At 61.5% G+C, this 22186-nt stretch carries 19 protein-coding genes; 2 read left to right on the plus strand and 17 right to left on the minus strand.

What is annotated here, in order from left to right; translation table 11 throughout:
• Positions 1 to 10 precede the first annotated feature (10 nt).
• The 14 genes from ACMGE0_RS10460 to ACMGE0_RS10525 all read right to left on the minus strand — a co-directional run bounded on the left by ACMGE0_RS10460 (position 11) and on the right by ACMGE0_RS10525 (position 16832).
• Complete coding sequence (locus ACMGE0_RS10460) at positions 11 to 892, minus strand: IclR family transcriptional regulator (RefSeq protein WP_436815778.1); 882 nt, start codon at positions 890 to 892, stop codon at positions 11 to 13.
• Between the two features lie 31 nt (positions 893 to 923).
• Positions 924 to 1943, minus strand: coding sequence for a TRAP transporter substrate-binding protein (locus ACMGE0_RS10465; protein ID WP_436815779.1), 1020 nt, complete (start codon positions 1941 to 1943; stop codon positions 924 to 926).
• Between the two features lie 46 nt (positions 1944 to 1989).
• Positions 1990 to 3846 carry a TRAP transporter large permease subunit gene (locus ACMGE0_RS10470; protein WP_436815888.1) on the minus strand — a complete coding sequence of 619 codons (1857 nt, stop codon included), beginning with the start codon at positions 3844 to 3846 and terminating at the stop codon, positions 1990 to 1992.
• A 311-nt stretch (positions 3847 to 4157) separates the two neighbouring features.
• The gene (locus ACMGE0_RS10475; protein ID WP_436815780.1) at positions 4158 to 4964 is read right to left on the minus strand and encodes an SDR family NAD(P)-dependent oxidoreductase; all 807 of its coding nucleotides are present in this window, start codon (positions 4962 to 4964) and stop codon (positions 4158 to 4160) included.
• A 110-nt stretch (positions 4965 to 5074) separates the two neighbouring features.
• Entirely contained in the window at positions 5075 to 6085 is a 1011-nt protein-coding gene (locus ACMGE0_RS10480; RefSeq protein WP_436815781.1) for an amidohydrolase family protein, read from the minus strand.
• 19 nt (positions 6086 to 6104) lie between these two features.
• Positions 6105 to 6884, minus strand: a complete 780-nt coding sequence (locus ACMGE0_RS10485) for an ABC transporter permease (protein WP_436815782.1) — start codon at positions 6882 to 6884, stop codon at positions 6105 to 6107.
• Positions 6881 to 7696, minus strand: a complete 816-nt coding sequence (locus tag ACMGE0_RS10490; protein WP_436815783.1) for an ABC transporter permease — start codon at positions 7694 to 7696, stop codon at positions 6881 to 6883. The genes ACMGE0_RS10485 and ACMGE0_RS10490 overlap by 4 nt, the downstream gene beginning before the upstream one ends.
• A complete protein-coding gene (locus tag ACMGE0_RS10495) occupies positions 7693 to 8487 on the minus strand; it encodes an ABC transporter ATP-binding protein (RefSeq protein ID WP_436815784.1) in 795 nt (264 codons plus the stop codon). The genes ACMGE0_RS10490 and ACMGE0_RS10495 overlap by 4 nt, the downstream gene beginning before the upstream one ends.
• A gap of 59 nt (positions 8488 to 8546) precedes the next feature.
• Positions 8547 to 9527: an ABC transporter substrate-binding protein gene (locus tag ACMGE0_RS10500; RefSeq protein WP_436815785.1), complete on the minus strand. Its 981-nt coding sequence runs from the start codon at positions 9525 to 9527 to the stop codon at positions 8547 to 8549.
• A 69-nt stretch (positions 9528 to 9596) separates the two neighbouring features.
• The gene (locus ACMGE0_RS10505) at positions 9597 to 10883 is read right to left on the minus strand and encodes an MmgE/PrpD family protein (RefSeq protein WP_436815786.1); all 1287 of its coding nucleotides are present in this window, start codon (positions 10881 to 10883) and stop codon (positions 9597 to 9599) included.
• Entirely contained in the window at positions 10880 to 11935 is a 1056-nt protein-coding gene (locus ACMGE0_RS10510) for an aminopeptidase P family N-terminal domain-containing protein (protein ID WP_436815787.1), read from the minus strand. The genes ACMGE0_RS10505 and ACMGE0_RS10510 overlap by 4 nt, the downstream gene beginning before the upstream one ends.
• Positions 11932 to 13044 carry a M24 family metallopeptidase gene (locus ACMGE0_RS10515; protein WP_436815788.1) on the minus strand — a complete coding sequence of 371 codons (1113 nt, stop codon included), beginning with the start codon at positions 13042 to 13044 and terminating at the stop codon, positions 11932 to 11934. Before ACMGE0_RS10515 ends, ACMGE0_RS10510 begins: the two co-directional genes overlap by 4 nt.
• 11 nt (positions 13045 to 13055) lie before the next feature.
• Complete coding sequence (locus ACMGE0_RS10520) at positions 13056 to 14765, minus strand: hydantoinase B/oxoprolinase family protein (protein WP_436815789.1); 1710 nt, start codon at positions 14763 to 14765, stop codon at positions 13056 to 13058.
• 3 nt (positions 14766 to 14768) lie between these two features.
• Entirely contained in the window at positions 14769 to 16832 is a 2064-nt protein-coding gene (locus ACMGE0_RS10525) for a hydantoinase/oxoprolinase family protein (RefSeq protein WP_436815790.1), read from the minus strand.
• A 231-nt stretch (positions 16833 to 17063) separates the two neighbouring features.
• On the opposite strand from ACMGE0_RS10525, the gene ACMGE0_RS10530 reads away from it, so the two are divergent.
• A complete protein-coding gene (locus ACMGE0_RS10530; protein WP_436815791.1) occupies positions 17064 to 17972 on the plus strand; it encodes a LysR family transcriptional regulator in 909 nt (302 codons plus the stop codon).
• A 57-nt stretch (positions 17973 to 18029) separates the two neighbouring features.
• Here ACMGE0_RS10530 and ACMGE0_RS10535 read toward each other — a convergent pair whose 3' ends face one another.
• A complete protein-coding gene (locus ACMGE0_RS10535; RefSeq protein ID WP_436815792.1) occupies positions 18030 to 19109 on the minus strand; it encodes an acyltransferase family protein in 1080 nt (359 codons plus the stop codon).
• Positions 19110 to 19294: 185 nt separating this feature from the next.
• Between ACMGE0_RS10535 and ACMGE0_RS10540 the strand changes: the two genes are divergently transcribed.
• A complete protein-coding gene (locus ACMGE0_RS10540; protein WP_436815793.1) occupies positions 19295 to 20107 on the plus strand; it encodes an MBL fold metallo-hydrolase in 813 nt (270 codons plus the stop codon).
• Between the two features lie 55 nt (positions 20108 to 20162).
• On the opposite strand, the gene ACMGE0_RS10545 is transcribed toward ACMGE0_RS10540, so the two are convergent.
• Both ACMGE0_RS10545 and ACMGE0_RS10550 read right to left on the minus strand, forming a co-directional pair.
• Positions 20163 to 21176, minus strand: a complete 1014-nt coding sequence (locus tag ACMGE0_RS10545; protein WP_436815794.1) for an amidohydrolase family protein — start codon at positions 21174 to 21176, stop codon at positions 20163 to 20165.
• 135 nt (positions 21177 to 21311) lie between these two features.
• The gene (locus ACMGE0_RS10550) at positions 21312 to 22091 is read right to left on the minus strand and encodes an IclR family transcriptional regulator (protein WP_436815795.1); all 780 of its coding nucleotides are present in this window, start codon (positions 22089 to 22091) and stop codon (positions 21312 to 21314) included.
• Between the last annotated feature and the right edge of the window lie 95 nt (positions 22092 to 22186).

The following is a 22186-nucleotide window of genomic DNA, read 5'->3' on the forward strand; positions in this document are numbered from 1 at the left end:
CTCCTTCGTTTCAAACCGGTTCCGGTGTTCGTGGCCGCACTGCCTGCGATACCTTCCGAAGCACCGGCTTTTCAGAGCTGAAGAGCGTCACCAGCTTGGCCTGCACCCGCTCCACCTCCTGCCGCAACAGACCCGCGAGTTCCTTCTGGCGGGTTTCGCCCATGCGGCTGTCGATCGCCGCAATCGACAGCGCTCCGGCAAGCCGCCCGTCGGGCAGCAGGATCGCCAGGCCGATGCCCCAGGAATTGGCGATCACCCGTCCCGGATTGAGCGCATAGCCCCTCTCCCGCGTATGGGCGACGTCCTCGCGGATGATCTCCGGCGAATAGCCCGGATACTGTACGGCGATGACGCTTTCGATCCGGCCGATGATCGCCTCGATCTCCTGATCCGGCAGCGCGGCCAGCATGGCGAGCGAACCGGCGCCGACGCCGAGCGGGTTCTGATCGCCGGTCAGCAGCGCATGCGTGCGCACGGGATGCGTGCCTTCTTCGCGATGCAGGCAGACGGCGTAGTCGTCGCGGCGCATCGAGACGAAGCTCGTATCGGCGGAGACGCCGGAAAGTCGCCTCAGGCTTTCGCCTGCCATTTCCAGCAGGCCATGCCTTCGCGACGCCAGCATGCCCAGAACGTAAAGCTCCCCGCCGAGATAATACCGGCGGGTAAGCTCATCCTGTTCGACGAGGCGTGACCGCATCAGTGCCATGAGCAGCCGCCGGGCGGTGGGTTTGTTCAGCCCGCTCTCGGCAACAACATCGCCGAGAGCAATCCCTTTTTCCGCAGCGCGCCCGACGATGGAAAGGAGCTGCAAGGCCCTTTCCACCGCCTGCGCGCCGGAACCGGAAGCGGCACCATTCGGAAGACCCGACAGGTTTTCGATTATCTGCTCCATAGGCCGCTTCCCACCTGCATTGATCGGCTCGTCAGCCCAGCGACTTGCCGACGGCCTTTTCGAGGATCGCCCAGGCCTCGTCGCCGTATTTCGCCTTCCAGTCCTTGTAGAAGTTCGCCGTCCGCAGCTTCTCCTGGAAGAGCGCGCCGTCCGGTTTGTTGAACTTCATGCCCTTGCCTTCCAGCTCGGCCTGGACGCTTGCGTTGAGACCCATGACGTCCTTGCGCTGCAGTTCGGCGGCGGCATTGAAATGTTTCGAGACGATCTGCTGCAGGTCCTCCGGCAGCGCCTGCCAGGAGCGGCGGTTGAGCAGGATCCAGAAACCGTCCCACATATGGTTCGTCATCGAGACGTATTTCTGCACTTCGTAGAGCTTGGCCGTCGTCAGGATGGCGAGCGGATTTTCCTGGCCGTCGACGATGCCGGTCTGCAGTGCGGTATAAGTCTCCGCGAAATTGATGGAGGCGGGCGCCGAGCCGAAGGCAGTAAACATCGAGGTCCAGAGCGGGCTCACCGGCACGCGGATCTTGAAGCCCTCGAGATCCTTCGGCGTCTCGATCGGTCCTTTGGAAGAGGTGATCTGGCGGAAACCGTTGTCCCAGATCTTCTCGAGCGTCAGCAGACCCTTCTTCTCGATCTCGCCGCGCATATATTTGCCGAGATCGCCGTCCATGGCCGGCCAGACCTGGTCGTAGCTCGGAAAAGCGAAGCCGACGCCGTTGAGCGACGCATTCGGCACGAGGGTAGAGAGAATGATCGGCGAAAGGCTGAACATCTCCACGCCGCCCGAACGCACCTGGTTCAGCATGTCCGTATCCGCGCCGAGCTGGCTCGACGGGAAGATGTTGATCGCCATTCTGCCGCCGCTCTCCTCCTGGATTTTCGCGACGGCCTCCTTGGCGCGGACGTTCATCGGGTGGGTGAGCGCCTGGTTGTTGGCGAACTTGTAGGTGAACTCGGCGGCATTGGCCGGCCGCGTACGGATCGAAAAGGTCGTGGCGATGCCTGTCGCGGCCGCGCCCAAGAGCAGCGTTCTGCGGTTGACGTTCATGAAATCCTCCTCCGATTTCAGTTCCCGGTTATGTGTCTCAAGGCCGTTACAAAAAGACCGTCGAGAAGGTAGGCACGGCTGCGATCACCAGAAGGCCGACCATCAGTGCGCCGATATAGGGCCAGATGGCCTTCATGGCCTCGTCCGGCGAAACGTTGCCGATCTTGCAGGCGATGTAGAAACCGATGCCGATCGGCGGGGTCATGAGGCCGATATTCATCGCCGTCACCACCACCATGGAATAGTGGATGTCGTTGATGCCGAGCGTGCGAGCGACCGGAAACATGATCGGCGCCATCAGCACGATCGCCGGCAGGCCCTCGAGCACGCAGCCGAGCACCATGAAGATCAGGATGGAGACACCCATGAACGTCATCCAGCCGCCCGGCAGGCCCTGCACCGCTGTCACGAGCTGCGCGGCAAACCCTGTCTGGGTGAGAGCCCAGGCCATGGCCGAAGCAGCCCCGAGGATCATCAGGATCGCACCCGACAATGCCGCCGTTTCGACAAGCATCGAATAGATCCGGCCGAGGCTGATACCGCCATAGAGGACGGCGCCGATGATCATCGCGTAGAGCACCGCAATGGTCGATACCTCGGTCGCGGTTGCAATGCCTTCGCCGACGGCAGTACGGATCAAAAAGGGCAGGACGAGCGCAGGCCCTGCGATCAGCAGGGTTTTCTTGATGGCGGCGAATGGCGCACGCCGGACGCCTTCCATGGCCTCATGCCGGGATTTCCATCGCGCCAGTATCGCAAGCACCAGCAACAAGACCATGGCGATCGCGAAACCGGAGGTGAAGAGGCCGGCGATCGACACGCCCGCCGCAGACCCCAGTACGATCAGCACGATCGAAGGCGGCACGGTCTCTGCCATGGCCGCGCCTGTCGCCAGCAATGCGATCATTTCCGGCGGTTTATGGCCGCGCCGCTTCATTTCCGGAAACAGCGCCGGCGCGACGGTCGCCATATCCGAAACCTTGGAGCCTGAAATACCGGATACAAGAAAGAGCGATCCGAGCAATACATAGGACATGCCGGCCCGCACATGGCCGAGCAGCGAGGCGAGAAACTCGACGATCGCCTTGCCCATGCCCGTCGCGTCGAGGATGCAGCCGAGCAACACGAAGATCGGCACGGAAAGCAGGATGATGCTCGACATGCCTTCGTCCATGCGGCCGATCATCACGAAGACCGGTACCGACGTCGTGAAGGAAAGAAAGGCGAGTGTTCCGAGGCCGAAGCAGAAGGCGATCGGCACGCCGAGCACCAGGAACAGCGCGACGAAGCCGACCAGGAAGATCGGGATATTCCAGTTGCCGATCTCTTTGAGGCTCGGACCCACCAGCCAGAGCAGACCGGTCACGACACCGATCGCCATTAAGGAAATGGCTATTTGCCGAATGCCGGAGCCCTTCAGCGCCTTGACGAGCGCCAGAACGAGCATCAGCGCGACGCCTGCGGGCAGTGCCGCAGCGCGATAGCTCATCGGAATATTGAGGGCTGCCGAGGTGATGTAGGATTCCTCGATCGCGTATTCATAGGCAGGCCGCAGCATGACGCCGAGGAAAGCCGCCATCAGCAGCATGGCAAGCGTACCGGCAAGTACCTGAGCCTTTTCGGGCAGCATCCCGACGAAAAGCGTAAGCCGCAGATGTTCGCTACGGTCGACGGCCATGGCCGCGCCGAGCATGGCAAGCCAGAGGAAAGAAATCGACGCGACCTCGTCGATCCAGATGATCGGCAGTGAAAAGACGTAGCGGGAAACCACGCCTGTCAGCAGGAGCGCGATGATGGCGATAAGCAGCATCGCCGCAACCGCCTCTATGGGCCGCATCCAGACGGAACCGGTTTGCTGGGGCGCCACACCTTCGAGGCCGGCCAGCAGCGAAGCCTCGTCCATCGGCTCGATCGTATTGTTGGCTGCCGTCACGCGTCACCCTCCTCTATGCTGCGCCGGGCGCAGGCCGGAAGATTTCACCTCGGAACGACCGCAGGCTTGATAACCGCGAATGAACGATCCGCCCTCCCTGACGATCCGTTCCTTCCTCCCGACGAAAGGCTCCTCCAGCCATCCGCATCGATCCATGATGTGGATCACTTTTCTTCGGATTGCGCGAGTGTGCGCAACCCAGGAGGTTTAAGCAAGCCTAAAAACATCGGAATGAGGAAAAATTTGCAAAATCGATCCATATTACGGAACAGAATTGCACCTCAGGAAGTCACGCTTCCCGAAACCGTGACATGCAGTCCGCCATCCACCGGAAGCTCGATACCGGTGATATATTTTGCCTCGTCGGAGGCCAGGAAAACCGACGCCCAGGCAATGTCCCAGCCGTCTCCCTGGCGTTTCATAGGCGAAAGCGCATCGCGTTTGGCTTTCATCTCCTCTGCCGAACCGTAGTAGCCGCTGATCTGCTTCTGGATATGCGGCGTGTCCATCACGCCCGGCAGGATCGCGTTGGCGCGGATACCCTTTGCGGCATATTCGATCGCGATCGCCCGGGTGAAGTGATTGAGAGCGGCTTTGGATGCATAATATGAAACGTAGGGATAGCCGGTCCATCGGATGGAGGCGAGCGACGAGATATTGATGATTGCGCCGCTCCCCTGACGTTCCATGATGGGCAGGACCGCCTTGCAGGTGAGGAATGCGCTGGTGAGATTGACGTCCATTACCCGCCGCCAGCTCTCTTCGGTGGCCTCCGCCGCGCCGCCCGGCACATTGATGCCGACATTGTTGTGCAGTACGTCGATGCGGCCGAAGCGCTCCATGGTCTTTTCGACGACGGCGGCAATATCCGAGGATTTCGTGACGTCGGCGGCCAGCGCCAAACCCACCCCGCCCTCGGTCTCGATGACCTCAAGCGTATTCCTTGCTGCATCGAGATCGACATCGACGCAGACGACGCTGCCGCCTTCGCGGGCATAGGCGACGGCGGCGGCCTTGCCGTTCCCGAAACCCGGCCCGGCCGAACCGGCGCCAAACACGAGAACGACCTTGTTCTTCATGCGATCCATTCGCTGCTCCTCCTCGCCACCCTCCCCGGCGGCCTCAAACAACTTAGGATGCGGTTTCCATTCGGTCCATGTTCAATGACGAACAGGATATGTCCGGAAATATGGTAAGATCAGGCCGCGGCGGCCGTCGACAGCTTCAGCCCGAGGATGCGGATTGCGTTGTCGTAAAAAATCTTCTGCTTCACCGCAGGCGTCATCTCGATCTCATCGAGCAGCTTCAAGCAGACGGCCGGATCCCAGCACGGATAGTCCGTGCCGTACATGACGTTGTCCGTGCCGAAATATTCGATCGCGAACTTCATGCCGGCCGAATGCGGCGAGACCGTATCGGTGAACATGCGGTGAAGATAATGACTGACCGGCTTCGGCAGGCCGGCGGTCTTGGAGTTCTTGTCCATGCGGCCGGATTGGTAGGGTAGTGCGCCGCCCGTATGCGACATGACCACCTTAAGCCCCGGATGCCTCTCCAGCATGCCGGAGAGGATGAGGCGCGAGGCCGCGGCGCTGACTTCCATCACACGGCCAAGGCTGAGATGCAGCGCGTCGTTATACCCCTGAAGCAGGTCGGCGAAGACCGCATCGGTCGGGTGCAGGAAGACCGGCAGGCCGAGTTCTTCCACCCGGCTGTAGAAGGGTTCCAACCGCTCATCGTCGATCATGCCTTCCTTGCCGACGCTGCCTGGCAGGTTGACGCCCATCAGACCGAGCCGGCTGACGGCATCGTCCAGCACTTCGATGGCGACCTTCGTATCGACGAGCGGAATGGCCGCCGAAGCCCAGACACGGCCGGGATAACGCCGCTGCGCCCAGGCCATTTCCTCGTTCCAGGCGAGCGCCGCATCGCGGCCCTCTTCCCCCGGAAGCTCGGAGAAATAGACCGAGAGAGGTCCGATCGAGCAGACGACCGAGATGTCGCGGCCGAGGCTGTCCATATAGCCGAGCTGTTCGTCGAGATCGAACCACTCCTTCCAGCTCGCCACCGTGCCGCGGCGGCCGTTGGCACCGTGATAGGTGTAACCGCCGCGCGCGTTCACCACTGCCTTCGGAAAGCCTTCGCGCTTCAAGAGCGGCTCGAAAATCGACCGCGGCCACCAGTGGAAATGGGAATCGATGATCTTCATGGCTCTATCCTCGATGGTTTCAGCTGCCGGTATCCATGCGCCAGGAGTCGGTCCTGGATTCCAGGAATGACAGGATCTGGGTCAGGATGACGCCGAGCAGGATGACGATGACGATCGACACCATCATCTTGGTCGTCTGCATGAGTTGGCCGTAATAGGTGATTGCGTAGCCGAGCCCGGCATTGGCGCCGAAGAGTTCGGCCACCACGACGCCGGTCAGCGCGCGGCCGACGCCGAGGCGAAGACCGGCCACCATGACAGGGACAGAACCCGGCAGCGCGACGCGGAAGAAGATGTCGTAGGGTTTCGCCCCGAAGGAACGGGCGGCGCGGGCAAGGTCCCGATCGGTATTCTTGATGCCCGAGAGCGTGTTGGCATAGATCGGTGTCAGCGCGAACAGAAAGGCGATCGCGATGATTGTCGGCGTGCCGTAACCGAGCCAGGCGACGAAGAGCGGATAGAAGGCGACTGTCGGCGCGGAATATTTGAACCAGATGAAGGGTTCGAGCGCCGCTTCCACATCCGAGAACCAGCCGGCCAGCATGCCGAGCAGGATGCCGACCACGGTAGCAAGCCCCATCGACCAGGCGAAACAGTAAAGCGTCGCGCCGACATTGGCCGCAACCTGGCCGTCCTGGAACTGGGCGACGAATTCGGCCCAGACCTGGCTTGGCGTGGAGATGAAGAACGGGTTGATGAAATCGCCGTCGACGGCGATTTGCCAAAGAACGACGAGGCCGATCATCGACAGCGTGCCGAGAACCAGTGCCTGGCGGCGGTAGAAGAGTTCGGCAATCATTTCGACCTCCAATCGCGGACCTTGTTTTCCACCGAACGGACCAGGATCGTCAGCGTATAGCCGAAGGCGCTGACAACCAGCGCGTAGACGAGCAGCCGGTCGATGCGCATGGCTTGGCCATAGAGATTGAGCTGGTAGCCGATGCCCGCCTGCGACACGAAGAGCTCGCCCACCACGACGCCGAGCACGGCGCGGCCGACAGCAAGTCTGATGCCCGTGAGCAATGCGGGCAGCGAGCCAGGCACCAGCACACGCGAAAAGATGTCGAATTTGGATGCTCCGAACGAACGCGCCATGCGCAGAAGTTTCGAATCGGCCTCGCTCATCCCGGCCATCGTGTTCAGTACGATCGGGAAGACGGCGCCGAGGAAGACGACCGCGATCTTCGGCGCCATGTCGATGCCGAGCCAGATGACCAGGATCGGCAGGAGCACCAGCGTTGGCGCGATATAGAGAGCCATCAGCGGCGGATCGATCAGATAGCGTGCGATCTTCGACGTGCCGAGCAGCACGCCAAGCGGAATGGACACGACGATCGCCAGCGCAAAGCCGGCGACGAATTCCGTCAGGCTGATACGCGCATGATAGAGAAAATTGTCATTCCTGAATATATCGATCGCGGCGAGGAAAACTTCGGTCGGCCGGCTGGTGAACCGGCCGTTCACCCAGCCCATCGACGGCGCCACCTGCCACAGAATGAGAAATGACAGGACGGCCAGCATGCCGACCACCGCTGAACGGGACGGACGCAGGAAAGAAAAAGACACCTGTCTGGCTTCCGCCGGTGCGGCGGTGATTTCTGCCGATCTCATGCGACCTCCTGCACCAGCTGCATGCTGGACATATCTTCCGCCAAATGGGCACGCAGGCGCTTGCGGAGATTGTGGAAATCCTCGCTGTCGAGCACGGCCTCGTCACGTGGGCGCGGCAGATCGACCTTGATCACTTCCTTGATATGGCCGGGGTTACGGCCCATGACCACGATCTTGTCCGCAAGGAAGATCGCCTCGTCGATGTCGTGGGTAACGAACAGCGCGGTTTTCTTGTCACGCTCCCAGATGCGCAAAAGCTCGGTGCCCATGATCTCGCGGGTCTGAGCGTCGAGCGCGCCGAAAGGCTCGTCCATCAGCAGCACTTCGGGATCGACGGCAAGCGCGCGGGCGATGTTGACCCGCTGACGCATGCCGCCGGAGAGCTGGTGCGGCTGGTAATCGGAGAAACGGCCGAGACCGACGAGGCGGATCATCTGCATCGCCCTCTCATCGAGGCTACCCCCGCTCCAGCGCTGCATTTCGAGCCCGAACTTGACGTTGCCGCGAACCGACCGCCAGGGAAGAAGCGACGGCTCCTGAAACACGACGGCGCGGTCGGGACCCGGACCGGTCACCCCCCTGCCATCGATCCGGATCGAGCCGCGCGACAGATTCACGAGGCCCGCTACCGCCATCAGAAGCGTGCTCTTGCCGCAGCCGCTGGAGCCGACGATGGTGACGAATTCGCCCTTCTCGATCGAGAGCGCTACGCCGTCTACGGCGGAAAACACCTCATCACTCTTCGGTTTGCGGTAATCGATCCCGAGATCGCGGATTTCAATCTGCGCCACTTCTCTTTCCTCCTGAGCGGACCTCCGCCCGCTCGTTATACTATCATACAAACGGAGACTTACGGCTTCCATTCGTCGTAGGTGTCGTGGAACGTGCCGACCCAATATTTGTCGACCGGCATCGGCTCCTTGTAGGTGCCGTTCATGATGCCGATGTCCCAGAAGGTCTTCATGCCGGCTTCGCTCGGCATACGGCCGTCCTCGAAGATTTCGTCGATGAAATCGTCGTAACCGCGGCTCAGATATTTCTCTTCGAGGCCGAGCTTGGAAGCTAGAAGCTTGACTGATTCTTCCTTGTGCTCCTTGGCCCAGCGGACCGCTTTGGCGAAACCGCGCAGCACGGCCTTGATGGCGTTCGGATCGTTCTTGATGAAGTCCTCGCGCGCATAGAAGACGTGGAACGGAAAGTCGGGGGCGATCGACTTCTGCTGCAGGATCAGGTTGAAGCCGCGATCGGCCGCCATGAACTTTTCCGGCGTTGCAAAGATGTTGACTTCGAGCTGACCGGCTTCCATCGCGGCAAGACGCGGGACCGAACCGCCGCCCTGGACGATCTGCACATCCGTCTTCGGATTGATGCCCTTGGTCGAGAGGGCGTAACGGGTCAGGAAGTCGGTCGATGAGCCGAAAGTCGAGATGCCGAAGCGCTTGCCCTTGGCTTCGTCGAGCGTCTTGATCGACGGCACGGCATACCAGTCGAAGACCGCCATGTTGAAGCCGCCGTAGAAGATCTTCACGCCCTGGCCGGTCTCGACGCCGACCAACGCTTCGGAGAAGGCACCGACGCCGATATCGACGGCACCGGCGACCATGCCGCGCACCAGTTCGGTACCGCCCTTGAAGGCGACGACCTTCACGTTGACGCCCTCTTCCTTGAAGAAGCCTTGAGCGTCCGCCACGTAGATCGGCAGCAGGGTCGACGTGTTGAGAGGCAGGCCGACCGTGATATCGGTCTTTTCGATCGCCTGGGCGCTCGCAATCTGCCAGGACAGCGCGGTAAATGCCGCCGCAGTCGCCAATGTTGTCAGGAATTTCAGCATTCTCTCTCCTCCTTATGAGATGCCGGCACTCCTCTGCGGCATCCGTCATGACTTAATTTCAGAGTCTCTTCAGGCTGCCTCGCTCTCCGAGGGCCGGGAATCGGTCAGGTTTCGTATCAGGCCACGCGCCTCCGCGACCACCGAGAGATCGGCTCCCGCGAAGGCCGCCTCGATCCGCTGCAATGGCCGCATCACGGCCGTCGGCAAACTTTCGAGTTTGCGATCGAGAGCACTCTGCGGGCTCTCGCCATAATTCTGCGGCCAGACAGTCTCGCGTGTCTGCCCCTTCTCCGAGACGACAACCCGCGCCGGCCAGCCTTCGGCGGCAAGACGATCATCTGCCGTAATCGTGACACGCCTAGCGAAATCCAGGACATCCTTATCGAACGGCCGGCTGCGATCCACGTCCATCAGTCGCAGCGGCTCATAGGCGGCAATGCCCAACTGCAGGCCGAGGTGGGCGATGGTCGAAAGCCGGTCTTCGGTATTCAGTGGCCGGCTGACGACCGGAACTGCGACCGGCGGTAGGAAGACCTGCACGGTTTCGATCGCATCCGGATCAAGGCCCTTCTCCAGCAGACTGGAAAAAGCCTGGATGGCGTTCATCCCCTGGCGGGCCGAGACGAAAGGCTTCACGCCCACGCGCGCGATCGCCATCGGATCGACATGCTTTGCCTCCAGAGCGCCGGCGGCAGCGGCTTGTCCCTTCATCCAGGCGGGAGACAGCAGATCGAGATCGCCTTTGATGCCGGCCTTTGCAGCCAGTGCCGCGCGGATGCCCTTGAACGTCGCCTCGCCGATCGCCAGCCAACGTGCCGAAGGCATGCCGGAAGGCCGCCCGTTTCTACCGGAACAGCCAGCCATGGCGAGCACCAGCGCCTGCGCGATCCGCTCTTCCGAAAGACCGAGCGCGATCGCCGCGCTGACCGCAGCAACCGCCGGCGCCGCGAACAGGCCGGGCCAGGTTTCAGGCAATGCCGCAACGCCGCCCACGGCTTCCGAAAGCGCCACGCCGACCGAATGACCGGCCGCAACGGCCTTCACATAAGTTCCGTAGTCCTGCGCAAAAGCCAGCGCCGCCGGCACCGCCATGGCATCCGGCGTAGCGCAAGAGGGCACTTGGATCGCATCCCATTCCGTGAACCTGATAACCGCCGACGCGCCCGCAGCAGAGGAGATTGCGTCGCCGGCACCGGTTTCGCGATAGAAGGCAAGCAAGGAGGAAGCTTCTTTCACACCGGCACCGGCCGCCAGACAGACAAGCGCGTCGACGGTATGCAGGTTGACGAGATCGCGGAGCTTCCGGTCTCCGCCATCGATCGCCAGAAGAATAGACACGAGATCACGTGCGTTCATGCGGCGGCCTCTCGCAACGAATTGCCACCAAGACCGACAGGCCGTGATGCCACGATCGTTCCGCCATCAAGCGTGAAAGCTGCCGTCAGGATGCCGTAGGGCACCGGAGTAGCAAGCGGTGTCCCAGCATCCGCGACGACTTTGAGGGGCCGCGTGCCGTAAGGCGCTTCGAGATGCCAATCGATGAGCTTTGCACCGTCAGGCAGGTAGAAAGCCGAACTCGAACTGTCCGCCGGAAGATTGGGAGCGACCCTGTCCAGCTCGACGCTCACGGAGGCGAGACGGGCGGCGATTTCGGAAACGGAAGAGAAAGTCTCGATGCGGCGGACCCACACCCCGTTATAGGCGACCGAGAGCCGCACCGCGAAAGTCCGGCCGAGTTCGGCCTTACCCGTTCGGATAAATCGCCGATCCTTCGAAAGATCAGGCGCCACGGCAACGTAACATTCCTCGGCGCCAGCCAACCGTACGGCGCGCTCCACCGGACCGGTGAAATCACCCGCATATCTGCTTTTGACATCACCGGCCTTGAATGCCTCGCGAGCGAGATTGTCCGTATGGCGGACAAGATTCAGCTCGGCACGATCAGCCTGACCGCGAACTTTCGTAAACAGGTCGGTCGCATCGGAAAGCTCGGCCGGAAGGACGGATAGAATCTCGTCCACCACACCGCCCGGCATGCGGTCCAGCTCGACCACGCCAAGTCGCTTGGCACCGACCATGGCGAGCCGCTCGCCGGCAAGCTTGCCGGGGAAGGGCGAATGCGCAACTTCGAAAGCCGGGGCGACGGACTTCACCCATTCGCCGACACGCTTGGAGAGCGCGGTCAGGAAGATCGGAGCGCCTTCGCGCAGCACCAGGACAAGTCCATCCGACCAATAGGGCGTGAAACCGGAAACCCAGGTCACACCGGCCGAGCGCACATGGTTCGTGTAGATCAGCAGCCCGTCCAGGCCGGCTGCTGCGATCGCCTGCTGCAGACGGGTCTGCCGGGCCTTCACGTCGGAAAGCGAAAGTTCGTCTTCGCGCCAGAGGATCAGCCCGTGTCTCATGCCGCAACCCTCCTCGCATCGACCGAGAAGAACTGGCGCGGCGTCTTCGTCAGGATTTCCGGCCCGTCGGCGCGGACGATCAGCGAGTCGCCATGCACGAAATAGCCGATCTCGGGATTGTAGGTGTTCGGATGCACGATCAGCGACATGCCCTCCTCGATCACCGTGTTCACATCCTCGAGGATATGCGGCTTGGTATCCGGGAAGAGGCCAAGGCCATGACCACGCACGCGGGTATATTCGCTGGTGACATAGTCACCCAGCCCGTGAGCACGGAAGATTTCGTTTTCCGCGCGAGCGATATCTGCCGCCGTGACGCCCGGTTTGACGACCGCAAGCCCGGCTTCCAGCGCATCGTTATAGATACCAAAAACCCTGCGTTGCGCCTCGCTCGGCTCGCCGATCACCAGTGTCCGGCAGATCTGGACGTAATAGCCGTTGACGCAAGGGGTGAGCTCGGTCGTCACCAAATCGCCGGGCTTCAGCACCTTGCCGAGCGGCGGCGCCATGCCGCGCACTTCCGGACCACCGACGCCGATGATCATGAAATTGTCGTCGACGCCTTCATTGCGGAAGAAGGATTCGATCTCGGCGATCAGCTCGTAATCCTTCTTGCCGACGGCGGCGGCGTTGCGGAACACCGCATAACCTTCGTCAGCCAGCCGGGCGGCACTGCGCACCGCATTCAGCTCGTCGGCCGACTTCACCATCAGCAGGCGATCGACCAGCGCCGTCGCATCCTCGAACCTAAGGTCGCCGCGCTGAGCCGCGAGACCGTAGGGCAGATGGCGCTTGGGACCGGCGGCGATGCGGCTGTTGCCGAGTCTTGCGATGACACCGGAAACCGTGCCGATCAGGTCGTCCGCCACAACGGTCTTCACCTCGGGGCACTCGACGGAAGCGCGCTCGCCCTCCAGCTGATCGTCGAGATAGAGGATCACGTTGCCGTCGCGGGTGACGACCGCCAGTCCCTCGCCTTCGAGAATGCCGAAATCGGCGGCATAACGCAGGTAGTCGTTCTGCCAGGCATTGCCGTAGAGCACGAGACCGTCCAACCCCGCCTCCAGCATCGCCTCGATCAACCGTTTCTTGCGGATTTCGCCGATCATCGCCACGCCCCTCAGCCGTTCACCGCGATACGGCGCGGCAGAGCCGGTTCGCCATAACCGTAGTCGCGAGCCGCCGCTTCCGGCGAAACGAGACCGTTGGAGATGTCCTCTTCGAGATCGGAGCGCGAACGGTTGCGCGGATCGCCGTAACCGCCGCCACCGGCGGTCAGGAAGGTGATGCGGTCCCCCGGCTTGAACTGCACGTCGGTCGCTTTGTGGACCTTCTGCTGCGTGCCGTCGGCGCCGTCGATGATCGCGATCGAGATTTCGCCCGTCTTGCCGCCATGCAGACCCCACGGCGGAGTGACAGTGCGGTCGAAGTTGATATTGCCGCGGCAGGCGCGCAGGCATCGATAGGTGAGCTCGATGCCGAGGCCGCCGCGATGTTCGCCGGCGCCGCCGGAATCCGGTCTGAGCGCATGACGCTCGATGATGAAGGGATATTTGATCTCCTGCAGCTCGACCGGCGTGTTGCGCACGTCGCCCTGGCAGACGGAGACGGCAGCGGATTCGCCGTCCTCATGCGGACGACCGCCCCAGCCGCCGCCGAAGATGTTCATCAGCAGGAAGCGCGAGCCGTCGTCGTAGAAACCGAAGAAGGAGCAGCCGCCCATGTCGCCCTTATGAGCCGCCGGAATGAGTTCCGGCACGGCCGGCGCCAGCGCCTTGAGGATCGTGTCGATGACGGTCGGCAGAGCTATGCTCCACTGGCCGAGTGCGGCCGGCGGGCGGGCCGAAAGGATGGTGCCATCCGGCAGGTCGACATTGAGAGCCCGGAAGCAGCCTTCGTTGACATCGAGCTCCGGCGAGGTGAGCGCCTTGAAGGCGACGCGGGCCGCCGCGATGCCGCCCGAACGGCCGGAATTCAAGGGGCCGTTCACTTGCGGATGCATGCCGTGGAAATCGACGGTGATGGTCGAACCGGACACAATCACCTTGATGGCGATCCTAAGCGGCGTCGCGAGATCGCGGCCGTCGTTGTCGAGATAGCTTTCGGCCGAATAGGTGCCGTCCGGAATGCGCTCGATGACCTGCCGGACCGCCTTGTCGGCATGGTCCCAGATGGTTTCGACGCAGCCTTCCACCACGTCGCGGCCGTAACGGGCGACGAGTTCGGAATAACGCTTGGCACCGATTTGGCACGATGCGATTTGGGCGCGAAGATCGCCGAGGCTGGCATCCGGATAACGGATGTTGTCCTGGATGATCTGATAGAGCGTGTCGTTCAGCTCGCCGGCCTTGTAGATTTTCAGCGAGCGCATCTGCAGACCTTCGGAGAAGATATCCGTCGTGGCGTTGGAGCCGAAACCCTGACGGCCGCCGCCGATATCGACCCAGTGAGCGCGGTTGGCGGCAAAGCCGATCAGCTCGCCTTCATGGAAGCAGGGCGCATAGACGACGACGTTGTTCAGGTGCTGGCCGCAGATATGGCCGTGGTTCATGACAAGGACATCGCCTTCTTCGAAACCCTTGAGGCCGTATTTCTTGATCCCGTCCTCGACCGCGATGCCGAGATCGGCGAGGAAGATCGGCAGGCCGCCGCGGTTCTGCGAGATCATCCGTCCGGTCGTGTCGATCAGGCCGCAGCAATAGTCGCGGACCTCGTAGATCATCATGTTGTAGGCGGATTTGCAGAGCGCCTCGGCCATCTCGTCGCCATAGGCGACGATGGCATTGCGGACGACTTCGACGGTGATCGGATCGTTCTTCATCGGGGTCATGTCTTATTCCTCGCTCTGCTTGGCGAGCGTCACCAGGAGATGGCCGGCTTCGTGGACGACCACTTCATCGCTGGGATGGATCAGGATGGTGGAGTTCGGCTCCTCGATGACGGCGGGACCGGTGAGCTTGAAACCGGCCGGCAGAGCAGGGCGCCAGTAGATGGCGGTCTTCAGCGGCTTGGAGGCGTCATTGAACACCACCTCGCGGCTGCCGACCTCGGCTTCCGCCTCCGGTTCCCACGGGCGCGACAGCCATTCCTCGGCGACATTGTCGGTGCGGGCGGCGGTCAGCACGAGGCGCAGGCTGACGATTTCCAGCGCTTCGGTCGGGGCCGATTGGCTGTAGCGGCGATCATGCTCGGCGTCGAAACGCTTGCGGACCTCGTTAGTGTCGCCGAAAAGCTGGGTGGTCGCTTCGATCGGGATCGAGATCGCATGCTCCTGGCCGGCATAACGCAGGTCGGCGAAGAAGCGGTAATCGGCTTCGGTTTCCGAGATGCCGTCGCGCTTCATCTGTTCGCGGGCACTGGCGACAAGTTCCTGATAAACCTTGTTCACCGCCTCTTCCGTCAGTTCGCCGACGCGGCCGATGAAGGTCTGCACGAAGTCCTGCCGCCAGGAGGCCATCAGCATGCCGAGAGCCGAGAACGTACCCGGCAGTTTCGGGATGATCACCTGCGGGATGTATATTTCGCGGGCGATCGCAATCGCATGCAGCGGTCCGGCGCCGCCAAAGGCGATCATGGCGGTGTCGCGCGGGTCGATGCCCTTGTGGATCGAGACCGCACGCACCGAAAGCGACATGGACGTGTCCGCGATTTTGGCGACACCGAGCGCCGCTTCCACGGCATTGAGCCCTAGCTGCGTACCGACCTTGTTCATCATCGCCCGCTCGGAAGCGGCCTTGTCGAGCGGCATGCCGCCATTCAGGAAACGCTGCGGATTGATGCGGCCGAGGATCAGGTCCGCGTCGGTGACGACCGGCAGGTCCGCCCCCTTGCCATAGCAGGCAGGGCCCGGATCGGCGCCGACGCTCTGCGGACCGACATGCAGGCCACCGGCATTATCCACCCAGGCGATCGAACCGCCGCCGGCGCCGACTTCGACGATATTGACGACCGGCAGCTGCATCGGCTGGCCGTCTGCCTCTTCACCGATCACGTAACCGGTTTCGATAGCCGGCGCTCCATCGGTGATCAGGCTCGATTTGGCGGTCGTGCCGCCCATGTCGAACCCGATGCAACGCTTGAGGCCGAGTATCCTGGCGAGCCGGCCCGCGCCGATCATACCGGCGACCGGACCGGATTCCATCATCGAGACCGGCTGTTCCTGCGCCTGCCCGATCGACATGACGCCGCCATTCGATCGCATGATATGGATCTTGCCGCCGAAGGCACCGGAGCGGAGATAGGTTTCAAGCCGCTTGAGATAGCCCTCGACGCGCGGGCCGACGAAGGCGTTGAGCGCGGTCGTCGAGGAGCGTTCGTATTCGCGATATTCGCGGAGAATTTCATGAGACAGGGTGACGAAAACACTCGGCAGCGCCCGGCGCAGTATCTCGCCGACGCGGCGCTCATGCGAGGGATTGGCCCAGGAATGCAGCAGGCAAACCGCAACGGATTCGACGCCGGCCGCCTCGATCTCGGAAATGATGCCCGCAACCGCCTTTTCGTCCAGTGCTTCCAGAACTTCGCCGGAAGCCAGAATGCGTTCCGGAATTTCGAAGGTCAGGCTGCGTGGCACCAACGGCTGTGGGCGCTTGAAGAACAGATTGAAGGCCTGGATACGGTTCGAGCGGCCGATCGCATAGACGTCACGGAAACCGTGAGTGGTGATCAGGGCCGTGCGGGCGCCCTTGCGCTCCAGCACCGTGTTGATGGCTATCGTCGAACCGTGAAGAATTTCGTTGAGCGCGTCGGGATCGCAGTTCGCGAGTTCCAGGCTGCGGGCGATGCCCTGGGTCGGATCGGCGGGCACGGTCGAGGTTTTCGACGTCACGATCCTGCCATCGACGTAGCCGACGAGATCGGTGAACGTACCGCCAATATCAATTCCGACAATATTCATGCGTCCTCCTGCCCGCACGCGGGCCACGTGCGGAATGCTATGTCTCCAGGGATTGCCGAAACTTCGGCTTCAGGTGGCGGGACACTCCGGCTGATGGTCAGCGCGCCAGCTCCCAAGCAGATCGTCCTCGTCATTCCTCACCCTCGATCAGTATTTGATCGATCAGGACGGCAACTAGCAACGGGTTTGGGGGCTTTAGGTTTGATAGCCTATAGGCTATAGGTTATCACCATGTTCAATGTCACGCTGCGGCGAATGGAAGTTCTGGTTGCAGTGGTCGAGGAGGGAAGCTTCGCGGCCGCGGCAGATCGTTTCGGCATCGCCCAACCCTCCGTCAGCGCGCATATCATGGCGATCGAAAAGGAGATCGGCGGCCAGATCTTCGTGCGTCGGCGCGGCCGTAAGCCGCTTCTGACCGAGATCGGCCGCAGCGTCTTGCAACATGCGCGCGAACTGCTTGCCGAGGCCGATGATATGCGGGCCGAGGTGATAAAAATTCGCGGAGAGACGGGCCAGCAGGTGGTTTTGTCCTGCCAGCGCAGCCTCGCGAACTTCGTTTTGAAGAAGGAAATCACGGATTTCGCCCTGTCGCGGCCGGATGTCCAGCTGGTTTTGAGAATCGGCAAGCAGGAGGACGTCTTTGCCGAAGTCCGCGACGGCTTGGCGGATGTCGGCTGTTTTCTCGGCAATGAGGATATCCGAGGCATGCGCGCCGAGATCATCGGCCGCGAAAAACTGGTGCTGATCGCTTCCCCTGACCACCCGCTCGCCCGCCGCAAGCGGATCAGGCCGCAGGATGTGGCGCGCTACGATTTCGTCGGCCCGCCTCCCTCCTCGCAGTTCGGCCGCGGCGTCTCGAAACTGCTTGCAAATGCGGGCATTGCGCATGTGAAGGTGGCGGCCCAGGCAACGGAATATCAGTTCCTGCGCGAATTCGTGGCGGCAGGCGTCGGCATAGCCTGCTCGCTGGAAAGAAGCGTCTCGGCGGATATCGAGCGTGGCCTTTTGACGAAGCTCGATTTCGCCGGCGGCGACCTGACCTTCGACGTGCGCCAGATCGCTTCGCTTCGCCGGCCTTTGTCAAAACCCGCGGCAGACCTGATGGACTATCTCCGCACCAATCACAAATCCCTCGACTGATCATTGCGGCCGGCCAAGCTTCCGCAAGCGGACGAAGCAAGCATGGCCTTTTTTGAATTACGCTGCCCGCTGTTTCAAACGCCCGAAGCCAATCTTCAATTGACCGGCGGCGCGGATGATCGTCCGCCTTGCCATCGGCTCGATTGTACGGGCGATCACCCATGAAACGAACAACAGAATGGCGATCAGGACGAGCGCGACGAGCCAGCGGTTCTGCTCCGTGCCGAAATGGGCAAATACGGCATAACCGATATTCTGGTGGAGCAGGTAGAGCGGATAGGTAAGCCCACCGAGACCGATCGCCACGGCAGGACGGATGCGCAGTGACGGCGCCAATGCAGCAAGGGTCATGACGACCAATGCCGCCGGGCCGATCAATGCAAGGCCAATGACGGAGCGATTCAGTCCGTACATTTCGACGAAGTCCGGCTCGGTAAGGAACGGCGTTACGATTGCCCAGCAGGCGGCTGCGCCGAGGACGCAGAGATTCGCCGCCGAAAAATGCTTCTGCGCCTTGTAGAGCGCCAAACCGAAGGCGAAATAGCCGGAATATTCGGTGATCAGCAGCTTCTGGATCGCCCCGCTGCCGACCACGGCCTCGTTGACGACCGAAATCGTCAGCCAGATCACGACAACGACGCGCCAGCCGCGCTCGAAAACACCGCTCGCTATCATCACGAAAACCCAGCCGTAGAAGATGATTTCGTAGGCGATCGTCCAATAGGCGCCATCGAGGAAGGGCTGGCCGAGACCACGCGAGATGATGGCAAGATGCGCCAGCCATTGCCTCACGGTTGGTGGATCGATGGTCGGCACCGGCCAGAGGGACAGAACTATCGCGGTGATACTCGCGCAGACGATGAATGTCGGCCAGAGCCGCGCGAAACGCCCGATAGCGAAATCATAGGCGGAACGGCCCTCCGCCGACAGGGTGATGACATAACCGGAAATGGCGAAGAAGATCAGCAGACCCGTATCGAACCACATGGCAAAGGGTGCCAGCTCCGGGAAGCCGGTTCCGCCGCCCTCGCCGGAAAGCCGCATGCGAAAACCGTAGTGGAACGCCAGCACCATCAGCGCCGAAATGAGGCGCAGGATATCCAGGTTCAACAGCCGGACTGCCTTCGGGGCTGTCATTCGATCCTCGATGCATGAAGAAAATCCATGCGGACCTTACCGGTCCGCTCTTTGGAAAGGATGAATCTATCGACGAGAATGTGAACGTTCTGACCGAAAAGGAAGCGACGGCTTTCCTTTCCGCCGCGGATGGCGTTTCTTATCAGTTTGATGACAAGCGTGGTCAAACCACGCGGGAGGATCCGATGACGATTTTTCTTTGCTGCGCCTGTGGCACCTCTTTCAATCAGACGGATAAAGCGCCGGAAATCTGCCCGATCTGCAGCGATGAGCGACAATATGTGCCCGTCTCCGGACAGACGTGGACGACGCCGGAAAAGCTGGCTCGGACGCATCGCAACACCTGGTTTGAACTTGAGCCGGGCTTGATGGCGATCCAGACCGTGCCGGCTTTCGCCATCAACCAACGCGCCCTGCTTCTCCGGACACCATCGGGAAACGTGCTTTGGGATTGCATCGCGCTCATCGACGATGCGACCAAGACCATCATCGAGGCTCTGGGTGGCCTCACCGCAATCGCCATCTCGCATCCCCATTACTACACGACGATGCAGGATTGGGCCGCGGCATTCGATGCACCCATCTACCTGCATGCAGCCGACCGGGAATGGATCTGCCGCTCATCCGACTATATCCGGCTCTGGGAGGACGATGCCCTTGTCCTTTCCTCCGCCATAACGCTTGTCCGCGGCGGCGGGCATTTCGCCGGCGGCACGATGTTGCACTGGACAGGAGATGACGATCGGGGCGTGCTGCTTGCCGGCGACATCGTGCAGGTGACGCCCGGTGCCGATTACATCTCCTTCATGTGGAGCTATCCCAACATGCTGCCGCTCAGCGCTGCGGAAGTCGCAGATGTGGCCGAGCGGCTCGCTCCCTGGCCATTCGAGCGCATCTACGGCGCCTTTTCGCACCAGAACGTCCGCCAGGATGGACAGGAGATCGTCGCCCGCTCGGCGCAACGATATATCGCCCGGCTTGGCGGACCGGCCCAATGAAAAACGCGCGGGCGTCTTGGCACCCGCGCGTTCCATTGAATGAAAGCCTGGCCGCTTACTTCAAGCCGAGCAGCTTGCGGGCATTGCCCTCGTAGATTTTCTGCCGGGTGGCGTCCGAAATGTTCATGTTGTCGAGAACCTTGATGGTCTCGCGGATGTACATCGGGCCGCCTTCCGGATCGAACGGCGCGTCGGATGCGAACACGACGCGGTCCTCGCCGAAGAATTCGATCGCATGCTCGATCGCCTTGGTCGAACCGAAGCTCGCGGTATCGGCGAAGAATTCCTTGAAATATTCGAGATGCGGGCGCTCCAGCGCCTTCAACACCACCGAAAGATCGCGATCAGACGTGCGCTTGCCCATCTGATCCCAGCCCGCGCCGACGCGGCCTTCGAAGAACGGCACCATGCCGCCGGCATGGTGGGTGACGATCTTCAGACCCTTGTACTTGTCGAACATGCGCGAGAAGACGAGGCGTGCCATAGCGGCCGAGGTTTCGTAGGGCCAGCCGAAGGTCCAGAAGATTTCGTATTCGGAGCGGTCCTCGGTGAGATAGTCCGGGAAGTTCGCGCCGCGCGAGGGATGCAGGAAGATCGGCTTGCCGGCCTTGGCCATATATTCGAAGAAAGGCTCGAACTGCGGCAGGTCGAGCGGCTTGCCGCTGTAATTGGTGAATATCTGTATGGCGTGCGCGCCGAGATCCTCGATGACGCGCTTGGTTTCCTTCATCATCCATTCCTGGTTTTCCATCGGCACGGTGGCGATGAAGGCCGGGAAGCGTTCCGGATACTTCCGGCAGAGTTCGGCCATCGAATCGTTGCCGATCTGGCCGAGGTCATGGGCGCGCTCGGCGCCGGCGAGCTTCTCGAGTGGCGGCGAGGCGAGCGACAGGACCTGCTGGTAGTCTTCGCCGAACATGTCCATGACCTGGAAACGGCGGTCGAGGTCGGTCATCATCGGCACGGCGCCGCTGCGCATAGTGACATCGGTCATCGTGCCGATATAGCCGATGAGGCGGTCGAAGAACGGCTTCGGCCAGATGTGGTTGAAAATATCGATCTTCTTCATGGAATGCTCCTCCAATCTTGTTCCGGCGGACGTGCCTCGGAAGCTTTGAAAAAATCATGCGCAAGTGCTGGGCAGCTTGCCCTCACCATGGGCAGGCAAACGCATCAAGTCAACCAATTTTCTTGCAATATGAGATTATTGACTTAAAATTTTGTGACGATGGGAGGCAAGCGCGGCGCTGATCTCACCGGCTGCGCGTCTTACGTCCCGCCCGATCTCCTCCGCGACGGAGCCACGTACGAGCTCCTGGGCGATGGATACGGAGAAGCTTGCAATCGGGCTTTGGCCGGCATCGAAGATCGGCGCCGCAAAGCCGACGACACCCGGCGTCACTTCGCCATAGGCCAGGGCATAACCCGTTTTGCGGATGGATTTGAGCGCATCCAGAACGGCTTCGACGGTATCGCCGACACCCGCAGCCTGCCATTCGCCGAGCGTGCGCTGGATCAGCGGCACCAGATTGCGGCGCGGCAGGAATGCCACGATGGAACGGCCGATCGCGCCGCGGCTGAGCGGCATGGGGCGTCCGCGCGGATAGCTGCTGATCGCCTCATGGCTGGAACTCAGGGAATCGACGCAGAGGATCTTTTCACCGTACCACCGAACCAGAAGCGCCGTGCATTCGTACCGCCCTGTCAGCTGATGCAGGTAGGGTTCACCGGAAAGGAGGAGATTGTCGGATTTTCGGAGAAGGTAATCCATCTCCACCACCCTCGGCCCAAGAGTGAAACCGGTATTGGGCATGGAGGTCAGGAAACCTCTGTCCTTGAGGATCTTCAGATAGCGGTAGAGTGTCGGCCGGCTGTAGCCTAGTTCCTCCATCAGCTCTTCCGGCGTCCATTCCAGATGATCTTCGGTGAAGACATCGAGCACCGCCTGCAGGCGTTCGAGACTGTTGACGGCCTTCTTTCTCAAGATGCTCCCGCTCTCTTTTGACGGCGCGCGACATCAGACCGGCCCGATACATGCGGGAATAACGATAAGCGCGAATTATGCAATGGCAAGTGGCG

This window comes from Neorhizobium descurainiae (assembly GCF_051400715.1).
GTDB lineage: Bacteria > Pseudomonadota > Alphaproteobacteria > Rhizobiales > Rhizobiaceae > Neorhizobium.